The sequence below is a fragment of the Gemella cuniculi DSM 15828 genome (assembly GCF_000425665.1).
Lineage (GTDB): Bacteria > Bacillota > Bacilli > Staphylococcales > Gemellaceae > Gemella > Gemella cuniculi.
The window spans coordinates 24,551-40,901 of sequence record NZ_KE384436.1 but is presented as its reverse complement, the minus strand read 5'-3'; the positions used below and the strand labels follow the sequence as shown (position 1 = coordinate 40,901).

Annotated in this window: 12 protein-coding genes; 2 read left to right on the top strand and 10 right to left on the bottom strand. The window is 29.3% G+C overall.

What is annotated here, in order from left to right; genetic code table 11:
• Positions 1-63 precede the first annotated feature (63 nt).
• Positions 64-837: a MurR/RpiR family transcriptional regulator gene (locus tag H612_RS0108790; protein ID WP_027131091.1), complete on the top strand. Its 774-nt coding sequence runs from the start codon at positions 64-66 to the stop codon at positions 835-837.
• Between the two features lie 60 nt (positions 838-897).
• Here H612_RS0108790 and H612_RS0108785 read toward each other — a convergent pair whose 3' ends face one another.
• The 5 genes from H612_RS0108785 to H612_RS10325 form a co-directional block, all read right to left on the bottom strand.
• Positions 898-3,390, bottom strand: a complete 2,493-nt coding sequence (locus H612_RS0108785; RefSeq protein ID WP_027131090.1) for a V-type ATP synthase subunit I domain-containing protein — start codon at positions 3,388-3,390, stop codon at positions 898-900.
• Between the two features lie 26 nt (positions 3,391-3,416).
• On the bottom strand, positions 3,417-4,025 hold the full coding sequence (gene ytpR / locus H612_RS0108780; protein WP_027131089.1) for a YtpR family tRNA-binding protein: 609 nt from the start codon (positions 4,023-4,025) through the stop codon (positions 3,417-3,419).
• Between the two features lie 48 nt (positions 4,026-4,073).
• Entirely contained in the window at positions 4,074-4,874 is an 801-nt protein-coding gene (locus H612_RS0108775; protein ID WP_027131088.1) for a DUF1444 family protein, read from the bottom strand.
• 660 nt (positions 4,875-5,534) lie between these two features.
• A complete protein-coding gene (locus H612_RS10330) occupies positions 5,535-6,071 on the bottom strand; it encodes a POT-type proton-dependent oligopeptide transporter (protein ID WP_281170310.1) in 537 nt (178 codons plus the stop codon).
• Complete coding sequence (locus H612_RS10325) at positions 6,072-6,953, bottom strand: MFS transporter (protein WP_245570477.1); 882 nt, start codon at positions 6,951-6,953, stop codon at positions 6,072-6,074.
• 463 nt (positions 6,954-7,416) lie between these two features.
• Between H612_RS10325 and H612_RS0108760 the strand changes: the two genes are divergently transcribed.
• Positions 7,417-8,580: a multidrug effflux MFS transporter gene (locus H612_RS0108760; protein WP_027131086.1), complete on the top strand. Its 1,164-nt coding sequence runs from the start codon at positions 7,417-7,419 to the stop codon at positions 8,578-8,580.
• 64 nt (positions 8,581-8,644) lie between these two features.
• On the opposite strand, the gene H612_RS0108755 is transcribed toward H612_RS0108760, so the two are convergent.
• The 5 genes from H612_RS0108755 to H612_RS0108735 form a co-directional block, all read right to left on the bottom strand.
• Positions 8,645-9,499, bottom strand: a complete 855-nt coding sequence (locus H612_RS0108755) for a class C sortase (RefSeq protein ID WP_027131085.1) — start codon at positions 9,497-9,499, stop codon at positions 8,645-8,647.
• Complete coding sequence (locus H612_RS0108750) at positions 9,489-10,325, bottom strand: class C sortase (protein WP_027131084.1); 837 nt, start codon at positions 10,323-10,325, stop codon at positions 9,489-9,491. The genes H612_RS0108755 and H612_RS0108750 overlap by 11 nt, the downstream gene beginning before the upstream one ends.
• 169 nt (positions 10,326-10,494) lie before the next feature.
• The gene (locus H612_RS0108745; protein WP_027131083.1) at positions 10,495-11,400 is read right to left on the bottom strand and encodes a prealbumin-like fold domain-containing protein; all 906 of its coding nucleotides are present in this window, start codon (positions 11,398-11,400) and stop codon (positions 10,495-10,497) included.
• An 84-nt stretch (positions 11,401-11,484) separates the two neighbouring features.
• Entirely contained in the window at positions 11,485-13,170 is a 1,686-nt protein-coding gene (locus H612_RS0108740) for a SpaH/EbpB family LPXTG-anchored major pilin (protein WP_027131082.1), read from the bottom strand.
• 32 nt (positions 13,171-13,202) lie between these two features.
• Positions 13,203-16,028, bottom strand: a complete 2,826-nt coding sequence (locus H612_RS0108735) for a SpaA isopeptide-forming pilin-related protein (protein ID WP_027131081.1) — start codon at positions 16,026-16,028, stop codon at positions 13,203-13,205.
• Positions 16,029-16,351 lie beyond the last annotated feature (323 nt).

The window sequence follows — 16,351 nt, the reverse complement described above, 5'->3', positions numbered from 1 at the left end:
TTATGATATTATACTTAATGATAATTATTCAAAATAAAAATTTTACTCTAGGAGGGTGAACTTATGTTTTTTGATAATTTAAAACAAAACTATGATAAACTATCTATTTCTGAACAACAAGTAATAGATTTCTTAATGAAACAACCCAATGTTGAAAGTACCACACTTAAAGAAATTAAACAAGAAGTTTTAGTATCATCATCCACCGTTATACGTGCATGCAAAAAACTTGGCTATAACACTTTTATAGATTTAAAATACGATTTACGTCTTAATAAAGAACTGGTCAAAAACAAGGAAGAAACCTCATCTTCAAATTTTAACCGTCTTAAAGAACAACTTAGTGTTGAATTTCAAAGAACGATGTCTATTTTAAATCAAGAAGACTTTGAAATATTCGCTGATACTATAATAAAATCCCGCAGAATATTTTGCGTAGGAAGTGGTTCTAGTTACATGGTTATGGCAGATTTCAATAGGAAACTAAAACTAATCGATCTATGGTCTAATGACTATTTTGAACCATATTCTATGAAAAGAATCCCCGAAATTTCCACTGATAAAGACGTAATAATTGCTTTTTCATTAAGCGGTGCTTCTAATAATCTTAATGAAAATCTGTTAGCCGCCAAACAAAATGGTACAAAAATCTTATCAGTTACTAGCCTAAGCTCTAGCTCACTTGCTAAGATGAGTGACCATGTTATAAACGTTTATGATGCACCAAAAACTAGAAAAAAAATTCGTTCTCGTTTGATGCTGAATGTCGTTAGTATTATACTGTTTGAAACTATCGTTAATAAAATGAACCCAAACAAAACCATAATAGATTTATAACACTTAAATACACAGAAAAAAGGATATTATAAAAAATACAATATCCTTTTTTCTATTACCTTATTTATTTGTTTTTTTACTTTTCACCTTATTTTTAGGTACTCTTTTAGCAGTACCTATATTCCAAACCGTTTCCTCTTGAGAAGCTATCTCTTTGTAAATATTTGCATTTGATGAAGCATTTTGTTTTTTATTATTTACAGTTTTTCCAGTAGATAAATTTCTTCTACTCCTATTATCTCCTCTTGGGCCAGAACCATACACTGAAGAGTATACTGGGGAAGGCTTGAATTTTCCAATATTTCTTGATTTTGGAGTGATAGTATCAGTTTCCATTATGGTTGAAGTCACTGTTTTTTTAGGTGTTGACAAACCATTTGTTGAATATTTTTCAAAAATTGCCTCAAGGATTTTTTGATTATTTTCTATTTTTTCTCTACTTACTGGTCTATAACCACGATCTATAGTTTTATATTCTCCTAAAGTTGTACCTTTGTCATTATCAAAATAACTATAGACATCATCAGTATATAATTTTTCAGTATATTCTATACCTTGTTGTTCAGTCTCTTCTTCCAACTCTGGTTTTTGTGATTCATGCTCTTCTGAAAGTTCGCTTATCTCTTTTCTTTTATCCGATATTTCTTGAGAAACTGTCTTTTCTTCAATAAATTTATCCACATCATTATTCAGTCTTACATTCTTAGAATTTGGTACAATATCTTTTGTCAAACTATCTATATCAATGTGATCTGCTGTTTCTTCAATTTGATTTTGTTCCTCTAGGGCAAGAATCTCTTCTTCATCAAGATGATAATCACTATAACCATCCAAAATATCTTTTTTAGCTTCTTTTATTTGCTCATAATCTTCTACTTCTATATCCTCAATATGTGCTACTTTTTCAACTAAATCGATATTTTCTTCTTCTATTTCTTGTTCTTCATCTCTTTGTTGCTTTAGAACTTCCAAATTAGTATTTAAGTTTTCTATCTCTGATAAAGTTCCCTCTTTTCTATCTAAAAGATTTATATTTTCAGATTCAATTAACTCATCCAAGTTTGTTTTTTCTAAATTGATTTCTTCCTTATCATGGTAAAGATCTCTTCTAAAGTTCTCCACTTCTTCCGTTGCATCTATATTTTCTTCAAAACGTTCACCCACAGTTTTTTTGCTAGTTTTATCTATATCATCTTCAAAGAGTTCATCTGTACCTTCCAATATATCATCAACAGAAGTGTATTTTAATTTTTCTCGGCGCTGTGCCTCTGTATCTAATTCTCTTACTTCTAATTCTGGAATTTCTTTTAATTTAGCTTGAGTTTCTTTTTCTCGGATATCATCAAAAATTTCATCTAACTTACTATCAATTTCGTGATGCGAAACTATGCCTTTTTCAATCTTATCTTCTCTTCTTTGACGTGCATTAAAATCTTCATTTAGATTTTTACGCTCTAGCTTATGTTTTGACTCATGCTCTTGATAATTATCTTGTTTTGAAGTTTTTTCTTTGTACGTATTAGCTATCTCTTCTTTTAGTCCTGCGGTATCTTTTTCTAAAGTAACATCAGTTCCTAAATTTTCTATTTTGTGATCTTGTTTTAACCTTTTTGTTCTGACTGCTGCGAGGGTTGGATGCGTTCTACGTTCAGATTTATCACTAAAGATATCAACATCCCTTATTTCTGCATTTTCTACTCCTAATTTTTTTAACGTAATATCTAAATTAGCAGTATCTTTTACTTCTTTTTCTTCAAAAGTATTCTCTTTTTCTTCAAAATCTTCAAGATTAATATTTTCTATTCTCAGGTATCTATCTTTTTCATGTGATTTTTCTTCATTATCTTTTTCATTTTCAAGAACATCAACTACTTCTTCATTGGAAGTAACACTTTCTTTATTATCTTCATGTAATTCATCAAGCAAAGTGTCTAAGTTTTCTTTTTCAATATTTTCTTTTTCGATATCCTTATCAGATACTTCAAACATCTTATCTTTAAGTCTCTTCAGTAACTCTAAAAATCCGCTTCTTTTTTCTTCTATTTCTTCTTCATCAACAGCGTTTTTCTTATTCTGATTTTTTTGACGTTCCAAGTATGTCTTATAATCTTCTTTTTCATCATCTTCTTCAAGAGCGATCTCTTCCGTTTCATCAAAATTCTTTAACTTATTACTGTTAAATAAACTTTTTATTCTCCCAAAAAATCCCTCATCCTTAGCTGTTTCATCTGTTTCATCAATGAACTCAACGTCAAAATCTTCTGTAACTTCATAGTCATCTATATTGATCTCTTTATCTTGACTAATTTCTTTTTTCTCTAATTCTTTATCATTTTGTGAAGAAAACTCAATATCAAATTCTCCAGCATCCTCAGCATTTTCTTTACTAAGAGAGTCCCCTTTTGTCAAACGCTCTTTATCAGAAATTTTTTCTCTTTGTAAAGACTGTCTTTCACCTGATTTACTACCTTTTTCACCTTTTACTGAAGAATTACTCTCTTCAAATACTTCATCTTCATCCTCTTCTATAAACCACTTTTTCCAATTAACCATACTATCACCTCCTACGTTCTAGAATTTTATTTAATATTCAAATCTCTAAACTTAATTCCTAGCTCTGTGCTATTATCTAAAACTAAAATTCCTTTAATCTCTTCATCATATGGTAATCCTAGTTCTCTTCTTGAACAAAGCATTCCATTTGATTCTACACCACGAAGTTTTGATTTTTTTATTAAAAGTCCACTAGGCATCATTGCTCCCACAAGGGCAACTACTACTTTTTGACCAGCCGCTACATTACTAGCTCCACAAACTATTTGTAAAACTTCTTCATCACTTACTTTTACCATTGTAACTGATAACTTATCAGCATCTGGATGTTTCTCACATGTCTTGACCTCTCCTACAACAAAATAGTCGTCATTATTACCTTCTAAATCAATTTTTATTCCGTTTTTTTCTAGTCTTTTTTGCAATATTTCTTTTTGTTCTTCAGTCAAATCAATATTACCTTCTCCACTAAGTTTCAAATTTTCTACATTAAAAATATTTAACCCCACTAAAATTCCATTTTTATCTTTTAACATCGTAATATTTTTCTTATTCTCAAAAGTAATATCATCACTATTTTGAATTGTTATAAGTAGAGTTTCTCCTAACATCTTTTTATTGTAAAAAAATAACATAATTTTATACTCCTATTGTATCTTTAAATTTTCTAAATAACATAACAACTAATCTACAAAAATAAAATAACTTTCAATATCTTTTCCGTTATACTTAAATGTTATTGTTGTTATAGGAACTAATCCTTCTGTAAAAAAATGAACCATCATTTTTTGTAAAATTTCTAAACCTTTTTTATTTTTTATATCTGCTATAATAAGTGTATCCTGGTGAGGAAGTCCCATGTAATAATCTGATCCTATTTTATTATAAAAATAATCCAAGAGTTTTTTATCTAAAATACGTGCTCCATCATAACCATCTTTAGCATTTAGAAAATAAAATTTATTTCCTGCTACTTCATCCAAATTATATTTTAAAGGTAGTTTCTCTAAATTTAGTTTAGCTAATGAAAATAACTCTTCATATCCTAATCCAAAAGGTTTTATTAACTCCTCATTAAGCAATTTATATCCATTTTTAAAATCATAGGCTAAGTATACATTTGTCTCATTAGTATGTTCATATTTTATTAAACTATTTTTATTGTCTTTATCAAAACCACTTGAACGAACTATTGGATATATATTATCTACTAAATCTTCTTTAGTTATATTATCTAAAATAACCCCATCTTGTGCCTTGAAATTTTGCACGATATAGTAAATAAACTCCTCTACTTTTTTATCACTCTTCTGTGTTTTAACATCACCTAGTCTTCGGATAAAACTATCTATATCAATTCTTGCATGACGTTTCTCATATTCTAAAATAAAGACACTACTATCTTTTTCACGTCTTTCATGAATTTTTAAAGTAGGCAATTTTTCTATAATTTTCTCAAAAATATAATCTCTTGTGTAAGACATATTACCTCCTACTTATGTATAATCTGGCAACTTTAATTATACCATATATAGCCGCATTCTATCAATACTAATAAGTATAATGGATTACATTTGCACCTTTATTTTCATTTTGTTATAATTTAACTAACACTTTAAGGAGCATCTCTATGACAACCATTGAACAAAAAAGGACAGAACTAAGAAAAAAATATGAAAATTGGCTAAAAAAAAATAAAATCAGATTCTCTATATTTATCCTTTTTTATCTAATTGTTATGATTATAAATTTTGTATTTCTAAACAATAACAAACTAACGCTTCTCGCTACTTTGTTATTGTTTAGCTATTCCGTATATATCTATACATTACATAGATTTGTCAATAAACAACTTATCAAAAAGATAGATAATATTGATTTTAAAACTGATTGAAAAAAAGAGCGGCTCAAAAATCATGATTTCGTAAAAATCAATTTTGTAGAATCCGCTCCCTCATATGTTTATATCATTAAACTAAAAAGGAATAAAAAACATATATTGATTCTCAAGCAAACTTTAGTGATAATATCCTAGCAATTCTGAATGTTTTCACCTTATTTCTATTCTGAAAATTATCAAACTAAACTATGTAAGATTTTACTCCTTTATTCCTTTTTATTCTATATTTTATGTTTTCTATAAATTACACTTCTTCTAATTCTTCTTCATGTTCTTTTCCAAGTTTATCCAAAGCCATAAGTTTTTCTAATGGATTAGTAATTGCAAATAAAATAACTCCTAAAACTCCCATGATAATAGCGATATATAATAATACTTGTTCATAACCCAAAGTTTCAGTTAAGCCAACAGTTTTTCCTGATACCCAAGTTGAAACTACATAAGTAAAATACAAAATTGCCATAGACATCGCCGAATATTTTTTCGGCATAAGTTTACTAAATAATGCCATCCCTATAGGAGAAACCAAAAGTTCTCCAATTGTCAAAATAAAATATCCACCTAAAATATATCCAAGATGCATTTTAACTGATCCATCTACTACTCCACCTAAACTCTTAAGTCCTAAAACAAAAATATAGAATCCAACACCTGTTAGAATAATACCTAGTGACATTTTAGTTCCAACTTTCCAATCACCCCTAGTACTTTCTGCTCGTTTAACCCAGTACCAACCAAATGCTGGTGCTAAAACTATACATAGGAAACCATTAAATGATATTTACCAAGTTAAAGGCATATTGAATCCAAAAATATTCAAATTAACTAATTCATCAGTCATTAATGTAATCGTACTTTGCGTTTGGAAATATGCTGACCAAAACACTGTTGAGAAAATAAAGATAATAGCCATCGCCACAAATCTTCCCTTATCATATTTGGTAAGTTTTAGATCTTCCTTATTTTCAGCAGCACTTTCGTTTTTATTTTTCCCTACTGGATACTTAGCTGTATCTCCTAAAAACGTTGGAGCTAGAAATTGAAACATTAAAAATGTAATAAATAAACAAATTGAAACCATTAGATACGCAGTGCTAAAACCATAAGTTGCTATTGAGCCATCTGCATTTTTTGTAGCTCCCCAATCTTGATAAATAAGTCCTCCTACAATTGGTCCAAGCAAGCTTCCAATATTTACAAACATGTAGAACAAACTATAAGCAGCATCTTTCATAGTTGCCTGGTCTTTTGTATAAAGTTCTCCAACTAATGCTGTAAGATTTCCTCTAAAGAATGATCCTGCAATTAGATTAATAGATATCCCTATCATAAATACAAAAAAGTTACCATGACTGTATGCTATAAATAACATACCTATTGAATTAAATAAAATCCCCCACTTTATGGCTCTTTGCATTCCTAAATATCTATCTGTTATCCATGCTCCAGCAAGTGGTAAAAGTGAACCAATAGTTCCTAAATATGCATATAAATCACCAGCATCTGACTTATTCAATCCTAACCCACCTTGTGCTACTGAATAGGTATAAAACAGAATAACAAACCCTGATGTAGCATATGATGCATAACTTTGAATTGCCATCATAGTGTTTACCAACCATAATCCCTTAGGATGCTTAAATTTTTCTTTATTTTTTTTCATTTCACTTTCTCCTTTTTCTTGATAACTATATTATAACACTTAAATTTAATCTTAACAATAAATAATACAGAAAAGTATATCTTTAGAACTACAGATGTTATATTTATAAAAATATCTTTTAATATTTGTTAAATATCAGTCAATAGGATAGATATTAATTCAATATTAAATAATTACATGTACTTTATTTATATAGAACAGATATAAATAAATTCAAATTCAAAATTTTTTCTTTATAATATAATTTATAATAATTTTCCAAACTTATTATCTTTTAAATTTTTCAAACTAAAATTAAAATTTAAAATTTAAAAAACATTAAAAATAAATATAATTTAAAATTATATTTATTACTGATAAATCAAAATTTTTTTATTTTTATTATTTAAAATTTCTTACTTACGAAAAAATTTTATTTATGTTATAATCGACTAATATTGATTAAAAAATGAAAGGAGTCGTTATGACACTCAAAAAAAATTCAAAATTATTTTTGGTCCTGTTTTTAGGAACTTTATCTGCATTTGGACCATTCGTTACAGATCTTTATCTGCCCGCACTTCCATTTATGAGTGAATACTTTGGGGCTAATACATCTACTATCCAATTAACACTTACAGGAAGTATGGTTGGTCTTGCATTAGGACAGTTATTAATCGGACCTATTAGTGACAAGTATGGAAGAAAAAAACCTCTAATTATAAGTCTTATAATTTATTTAATAAGTACACTAGCTATTATTGTTGTACCTAATATCTATGCAATGATTATTTTACGATTTATTCAAGGGGCTTCATCTGCTGGTGCTGTTGTTATTTCAAGAGCAGTCTCTACTGATTTATATCGTGGAAAAGAAATGGCAGAATTTTTTGCTCTTCTTATGGCAGTAAACGGTCTGGCTCCTATTATTTCTCCTATTGTAGGTAGTTTACTACTTCAATTTACTGATTGGCGAGGAATTTTTATTACATTGGCGATTATTGGAATAATACTTATATTCTTTTCTTTCAAATTTGTAGAATCTTTAAAACAAGAGAAAAGACTAAATCTTCCTATTTTAAAAACTTATGGGACGATTATTTCTATTTCCAAAAATAAATTGTTTACTACACTTGTTTTAATTCAAGGTTTTGCACTTGCCGCTATGTTTGCCTATATCGCAGCCTCTCCTTTTATCTTACAAACACATTATAAACTATCTCCATTTTTATATAGTTTATGTTTTGCTTTAAACGGATTGGCAATAGTAATAGGTAGTAGAACTGCCGGAAACTTCAAAGAAAAGAAAAGTATTAATGTAGGATTAACTTTAATGTTAGTAACTAGTGCCTATTTAGGTATAGCATTAATCACTACATTACCACTTTTATTTATTGAAATTGGATTTTTCCTTTTATTGCTTGGTCTTGGATTTATTCTTCCATCAGGTTCTGCAATCGCTATGGGATTAGAACGAAAACGTGCAGGAAGTGCATCAGCATTTCTAGGATTTGTTCAATTCTTTTTTGGAGGGATAGTTTCTCCATTAGTAGGAATTGGCAATATTTTCTACTCAAGTGCTATAGCTATGTTCCTTTGCTCAACAATAGCATTTGTTTTATATAAAATTATTGAGAAAAAAATTTAAAAAATACTTGAGAGTGACTCAACAAAATCAATTTCCGAGTCACTTTCAAGTATTTTCATTTTAATTATACACTTCTTTTACACTTTTTTCCTTTACGAATCCACACTGCAATTAGAATAAAACTTAATAATGCTAATAGAATAAGAATTAATTGTATTAATGAACTTTTTAGAATACTTCCTCTTTCTTGTTGTTCTTGTTCAGGCATATAAGGAATTCTTTCACCACGAACAAGTAATCTATGACTATTAATCATGTATGGAGTACATGTCAGTAATGTTGCATAATCTTTTTTATCTTCTATAGCAACTTCTTCTAAATCTGTAGGTTCAACAACTTTTATCAAATTCACTTTATAAGCTAAAATCTCCTTTATGTTTCTAATAAAAAAAACATCCCCCACTTTAACTTTATGTAAATCTGTAAAATGATGTGCTGTAGGAAGACCACTATGTGCCGTAATTACAGTATGAGTTCCACTTCCACCTACAGGTAATGATGTACCTTCCAAATGACCTGCTCCCTTTTGTAAAACTATGTCACTACTTCCAGCATATATAGGAATTTTTGTATTTATACTTGGAATATTAACATATCCTATTTGTTCATGAACCTGCAACATTCTTGCATATTCTGTACGACCTTCTTGTTGTAAATTCGTATACGGATCACTTATTCCTATACCATCATTTTTTATCGCTCCATTATATGCATTCGCTAGCTCTATTCGACGATCTATTTCAGATGTATTAATTTTACCAATCTCTTTTTCAAACTCATTTATTTGCTTATGCGATATGATAAAATAAGAAATTTGACTAACAATGGGAAATAATACCAAACATATACCTAAAATAAATATAAAAATAGAAAATTGATTTCTTTTTTTTCTATTCTGATATTCTTTACTACTTATCATGCTTTCTTCTCCTCAACAATATAAACAATAGCATTAACAATAAGATAAAAATACTTACAGCTATTATAACATATATATAAAATGAATGAGTAGATTCGTGAAGCAACTCTTCTTCTATTTTTTTATCATAAGGAATCCGATATCCACGTACCAAGAGACGATGACTATTAACCATATAGGGCGTACATGTTAGTAACGTTACATAATCCTTACCAGGAATAATTGTTAGTTTCTCTAATTCAGTAGGTTCAATAACGCTTATTTGATCTACCTGATAAGCTAATGTTTCTTTTAAATTATGAATATAAAAGATATCCCCTTCTTTCATCTTATCTAAATTAGTAAATAATTGTGCATTAGGTAATCCACGATGTGCTGATAAAATGGCATGAGTATTTTCCCCTCCTATAGGAAGAGACGTACCTTCCAAATGTCCAACACCTTTTTGTAAAACTTGTTCCGATGTACCAACATATATAGGTAAATCCTGTGAAATTTGTGGAATAGTAATATGTCCAATCTGTTCATTAACTTCTAACATACGACCATACTCACGCCTACCTTTTGCTTTTTGTGCATCACTGTATGGATCTATCAAGGTGATTTCTGCAGATAATAATGAAGTATTATAAGCCTTTGCTAATTCTATTCGATGATTAATTTCATCTGGTGTCAATTTACTAACGCCTTCTTTGAAGTCATTTATTTTTTGATGAGAAGCGTGATAATAATAAAACTGACTTACAATTGGAAAAAACATTATTGCTAAACCTGCTAAAAATATAAATATAAATAATATTTTTCGAAAATCAATATATTTTTTCATCTATTTTCTATCCTTATATTGTACTATAAAAAAGAGAGTGACTCAAAATCTTAATTTTACAATAGTCGTTAATTTTCTCAAAGCCTACACCTAAAAATAAAAGTATAGTATCTATTAATTAATCTTTGCAAATTCTTTAACTTTTGAGTCATCCCCTTTTTCATATTTTTTATTCTTGATTATATTTTTTCTTTACCAAAATTATCGCAAATACTGAAAATATCAAACCTACAACACTTAATAATATTCCTGTTTGTATTCCTGTTTTTGCTAAAAAAGATTTTTTTTCTTTTGACGGAGGATCCGTTGGAATACGAATATTTTCTACCTCTTTTACAACTGTCTTATCCGCCACTATACTAACAGGAACATCCTCAGTCAAAACTTTAAATCCCTCTAAACTTGCTACTTCTCGCAAATAGTAATTTCCTGGTAATAAATCTGAGATATTTATTTCTCCTTTTTCATTTGTTTCTAAAACTGTTTCACCATCCATATCAGTTGTATATATTCCATTTTTAAATTTTATAAATTGCCATCCCTTTGAATTATACACAGAAAAACGAACGCCTTTTAATGGCACTTTGTTTTCAGCCACTATTTCATATTTAAATATTTTTAAATTACCCCTATGCAATCTAACTTTTGGAGAAATCGTTATTTGATTTTCATTTTTTGATGGAAGTTCAAACACAAATGGTACAATATCAGTTATAGTTTTCCCTTGTACATACGCTCTTGCATAATATAGTCCATCTTCTAATTTTATTTGACTAATATTAGAAGAATTAACTTTTACATTAATTGGTTGCCCATACTTCTCTTTTAGATTTTCCGTACTTTCATTATCCAATTTTTCTTTTAGTTCACCTATATTATTCGTATTATCATTTTTTGGAATTACCCACAAAGAATAATATAAACTTTGACTATCTATACTATCTATACTTTGCGTTTTAATAGTAACTAATGTATCTTCTGCCTTACAAACTTGTGTAAAAAAACTCGTTAAAAAACAAAAAATTCCCAATACAAGAAACTTCCCTAATTTATTCAATAGAGTTCCTTTTTTCATATCATTACCTTTCTAATATTTTAACTATTTTATAATTTCTAAAATTAAGTGATACTCACAAAAAGTAAATTATATAAAACTTAATTAAGCATCTTTGTTACGTTTTTTTAATCCAAATGCTGCAAACGCCATTACCCCAAGACCTGCCACTATAAAGATAACGGATCCTATTCCACCAGTATTAGGAATAAGTGGACGTTTACTATTGTTAATATCTTGTGCTGTACCTGTAATATTAATAGCTTGTACTTCGTTAGTACTTCCTACTCCAACCTCAAACTTGATGTCTTCTGCTAAAATAACATATCCTTCTGGAGCTTTAGTTTCTTTCAAGTAGTATGTACGATTACCAGCTTGTTTTGCTGTTTCTACAATTTTGTCATTTTTGAATTTAGTCATTTCTTTACCATATCCAAGACCTGAAATTTCAAATGTTCCATCAGCTGCCGATTTTAGTTTAACTGGTTGATTAACCGCAGGTGTCCCTACAAATTTACCAGCAGTAATAGCTGTTTGGTTAGCTTTTATTAATTCATCAGTCCATATAACAGGTTGTTTATCTTCATTTAATAAATCAAATTCTGCCCCTGTTAAAGCAGTCTTATCATCTCTGTCAACTTTTTTAAATAATTTACCACCTGTATAAACTTTTACAATTTCTGACTCTTTTGGAGTTCCTGGTTTTTTATTTCCATCTTTTTTGTTATCAAATTCTAATTTTACTTTATTCTCAATATCTTTTACTAATGTAGCTTTGTCGTTAATTTTTGCTTTTACATTAACTTGAATAAATGGTTTTTCATCTGTATTTTCAGCCACTTCATCACTACCATCTACAGAAACTAAATCACGTTTTGTTAAATCAACACTATCTGATATTTTTTTAATTCCTGCTTCTGTTAAAGAAAATTTGAAATTTTGACCAGTTAATGTAACTGTGTAGTCTGTATCTTTAACAAGACTTTGTGTTCCATATTTAGCTTCCAGCCCATCCAATGTTGGAGTTAATTGACTGTCGAATTCATCGGTAAGATCGTATAATTCGTAGTCTTGAATATTTGTTGGAATTGTTCCTTTTAGAATAAATGTAAATTCTTCACCTATTTTATAAGAAGCATTATTGTTTGCTAGATGATCTACGTCTTTACCTGGACGTGGTTCATTACCTTGCACATTTTTTGGATAAACATTTACTGTTGACAAATATCCAGAGCCATCAGATGCTGACATAGGAAACGACATAACAAAAGGTACTCCTAAAGCACTCGAAACACCTGCAGGTGCAGATTTTTCCACTACAATATATTTTCCATATTTTTCTTTATCTACTGTCCATGTAGTTTTTCCGTCTGTTCCAGTAACATTTAATGTTTGTTCTTCCGTCAGTGTTAAATTATGTTTTTTCGCAACCTCTTTTAGTTGCTCTTCTGTCTTTGTATTTTTTAATTCTTTTATTTGATCCTCTGTTATGTTATCCGGCAATTTATAAGCAGCAAATGTCACCCCGGCTAAACCTTTTACATCTGTTCCCAAAGCTTCTTTTAATTTTTCTAATGTTTGTTCTTCTCCGTCTTTATTTGAAATCTCTTTATCAAATTTTGATCCTACTAATTTTGTAATATTAACTGTCGTTTGTGCAGGAACTTCTTTTGATACTTGCAACACAGCTTGTGCTGCTTGCGGTGTATAATTAACAGCTGGTATTACTGTTCCTCCTACAACGCTAGTTAGTAAGATTGTTGATAATAATATTTTATTTTTTTTGCTCATTTTTCTCTTTCCTTCTTAATAATTTTATTTAATTAATTTTTTTGAAGATAACGTCGATTATAAATTGATATTATAACCAATAACATTCCTCCAAATATAAATATATGAGAGCCTATACCACCCGTTTGTGGATATTCTCCTTTTTTAATATTTTTTACAATTATGGTAATAACCGAGTCACTATCAGCTTTTTGTATTGAAACAAAATCTTTTCCTTCACTAGCAACAGTAATATTACCATTTTCATCGATAACTATTTTAATATCCTTAACTTTGTGATATCCTTCAGGTGCGGTTGTTTCTTTTAATGTATATGTCCCAGGCTTTATATTTTTAAAGTTCAGACTACTATCTTTACCTTCTGTTTGACCTGTTTGATTTTTCCCGTCTTTATCTTGAATAAGAGTGTTACCTCCCTCATTATAAAGACCAAACGTTGCCCTTAGATTTTCTTTATTTTCATCTACTCCATCACGTTTTAAAATTTTTAAAGAAAATTCTTTCTTCTCTGGAGTTTTTTTGTTTATCATGGAAATAGTTGGACTCCAACGTTCTGCATCCCCAGAAGAAGATGCACCTGTATCTACTACACTAGCACTAGCACCAACAGCTGTTCGACCAACATTATATCCCCACCAAGCTGTCATATTGGTCTCACCGCGTAAATTCGATAATTTTTCTGTTATCTTAATCAAAAGTCCTGAATTTTTTTTACCTGTTTCTTTATCATCAAAATCAGTTTTATTAATCGGTATCTTATGAGTATTAGTATTGTATACATTGGAAAGCTTTTCTAACCCATCTACTTTCCCCGACATACTGTCCGTCATGTATTCGCTTTTCTTACTTAATGGAACTCTGTATACTTCAACGTTAGTGATAGTAGAATCTTTTGAATTATTAATTAATTCCAAATTATGATTCACACCCAGGTTACTTACAACATCATTACTGGTATTCCCACTATTTAAATAAATAATCCGCTCTACAACACCATTTACTCTGTCCACATAAGAAACTTGATTTCTCATCTTAAGTCCTTTATTTATACCTGATGGCATTTCTCTAGAAGCCCCATAGTCTATATAGAATTTTTTAGCTGTTTGTTGTTGTCCATCGATTGTATTAGTAAAAGTATATTCACCCGTATTTAACACTTTTGAAATATCTGCTCCAAAAGTGTTATATGTAGCAGATAAAGTAACATTTTTATGCGTCCTAATATAGTCTGTAAAAGTATAAATAAAACTATTACTTTCTTCATTATATATACCTGTTGCCACTACTTCTCCATTTGCTGTAAGAGGTACCGGTGGTAAAATACGCTCTCGAATACCTGTTGGCGATAATTTTTCATCTAATTTTATTGTGAATGAATCACCAGGTCTAGCATCACTTTTCACCTTTAAATCAAAAGTTAAACGAATAAGTTCACCACTGGTAGCCCAAACACCTTCTATTCCATTATGATTTGTTGTAGAATCTGTGGATGTTAAATTATAATTTGTAACTTCTACTACTCCTGATGTCTTTGCAGTTCGAACAGATATAGGTTGCAAAGTTGTAGCTCTATCCGAACCTGATCCGGTTCTTTCACTATCCACCTGTATATATGTTGCTGTTGCAATTCCATATTGATCAACCTTAATACTATAATAATCCTTTAAAACTTCATAACCCGCTGGTGCTTGCGTTTCTTTCAAAGTATATGTACCTGTCGGAATATTATCAAAGACAATCCCATTAGGATTAGAATCCGAAAACTTTTCCTGTATAACACTTGATTCATTTGCTAATGTAAATTTAGCACCTGCTAATATATTTCCATTCTCGTCTCTCTTTTTTAATGTAAACTTACCTGTTTTTGAGCTTCTAGTTGAGTTTGAACTTGAACGTAAAAATCTGTCAGAAACTGTTTCACTATTCATTGGTACAGTTCTTAAAATTACAAATGGATCATTTAATGTTCCTTTCCCAGAAATACTTATAAGATCTTTGTACTCAGATTTTTTTTCAACAACTCGATAATCCGTTGGATAACCTGGAATATTTTCCCAAACGATACTACTTGGTGTACCTTCTTCTGTAATTTCTACCGTTTGATTTGCATTTTTTACATTTGCAGTTTCCCACCTGCCATCTGTAGTCTTACTTTGTAATTCCAATGTTGTATTATCATCGTCGAATTCAGTCCAATCTTTTCGAGCGTATACAGTACTATAAATATTTGAAAGTTCAACTTTCGAATTTGTTACACTATCAATTAATTGACTATCAATCAAAAAACTTCCTTTTTCATTTTGATATAAATTTAAGCGAAGACTTTCTGGTGTTTCTAATGTTCCATCTTCTTCCGATAATACTTTTTTTATAAATTGTTGTTGTATTGAAGTAAGTTTTGTGTTTTCGTTTTCTAATAATTCTGGTGTAAATATTGACCAAATAGCATATTGTGTTGCATCACGAAATTCATTTTGTGTTAAATTACCTCTTAACCTTTCATTCCCGTAGCCATTATAGATAATTTTTTTCAATTTATTTATTTGATCTAAACTAAATAAATTTTTTTCGGCCACTTTCTGATAATAATTTAAATTTTCTTTTTCTTCAAAAGTAGAAAATTTTTCTTCCCTAAAAATAGAGTAAACCAATGATGACTTTTCCTTGTTTGGACTTTTTCCTGCACTTAATCTAATTTCACTATCATCATTTTTCCATGCCACAAATTGATTATTATCCTCCGCTATAGCTGAGTATTTTTCAATAAACATGAATAAATTGCTGAAGATAAGTAATATAGATGTCAATACAAGTACCATCATCATCAAAATCTTATATTTTGAGTATTTAAAACTCACTCTCTTTTTCCCTCCTTTTCAAAATAAGTCATAAAAAATATTCAAGGTTGTACAATATCTACAACCTTGAATAAAATACTACATTAATAAAATAGTTTTATTTAATCCAACTTTTTATTAATTTGAAAATTTTACTACCCTTTCTATATTAATGAATTGTAACGTAAAATCTAATAGTAATTAATTTCTTCTACGTTTATATCCTAACAATCCTAAGCCTGCAAACAACAATACCACTGAGGCAACGTTATTTCCTGTTTGTGTTCCTGTTGAAGCAAGTTTTTGATCAGAGTTTGTAGTTGTATCTGATTGTTCTTCTGGTT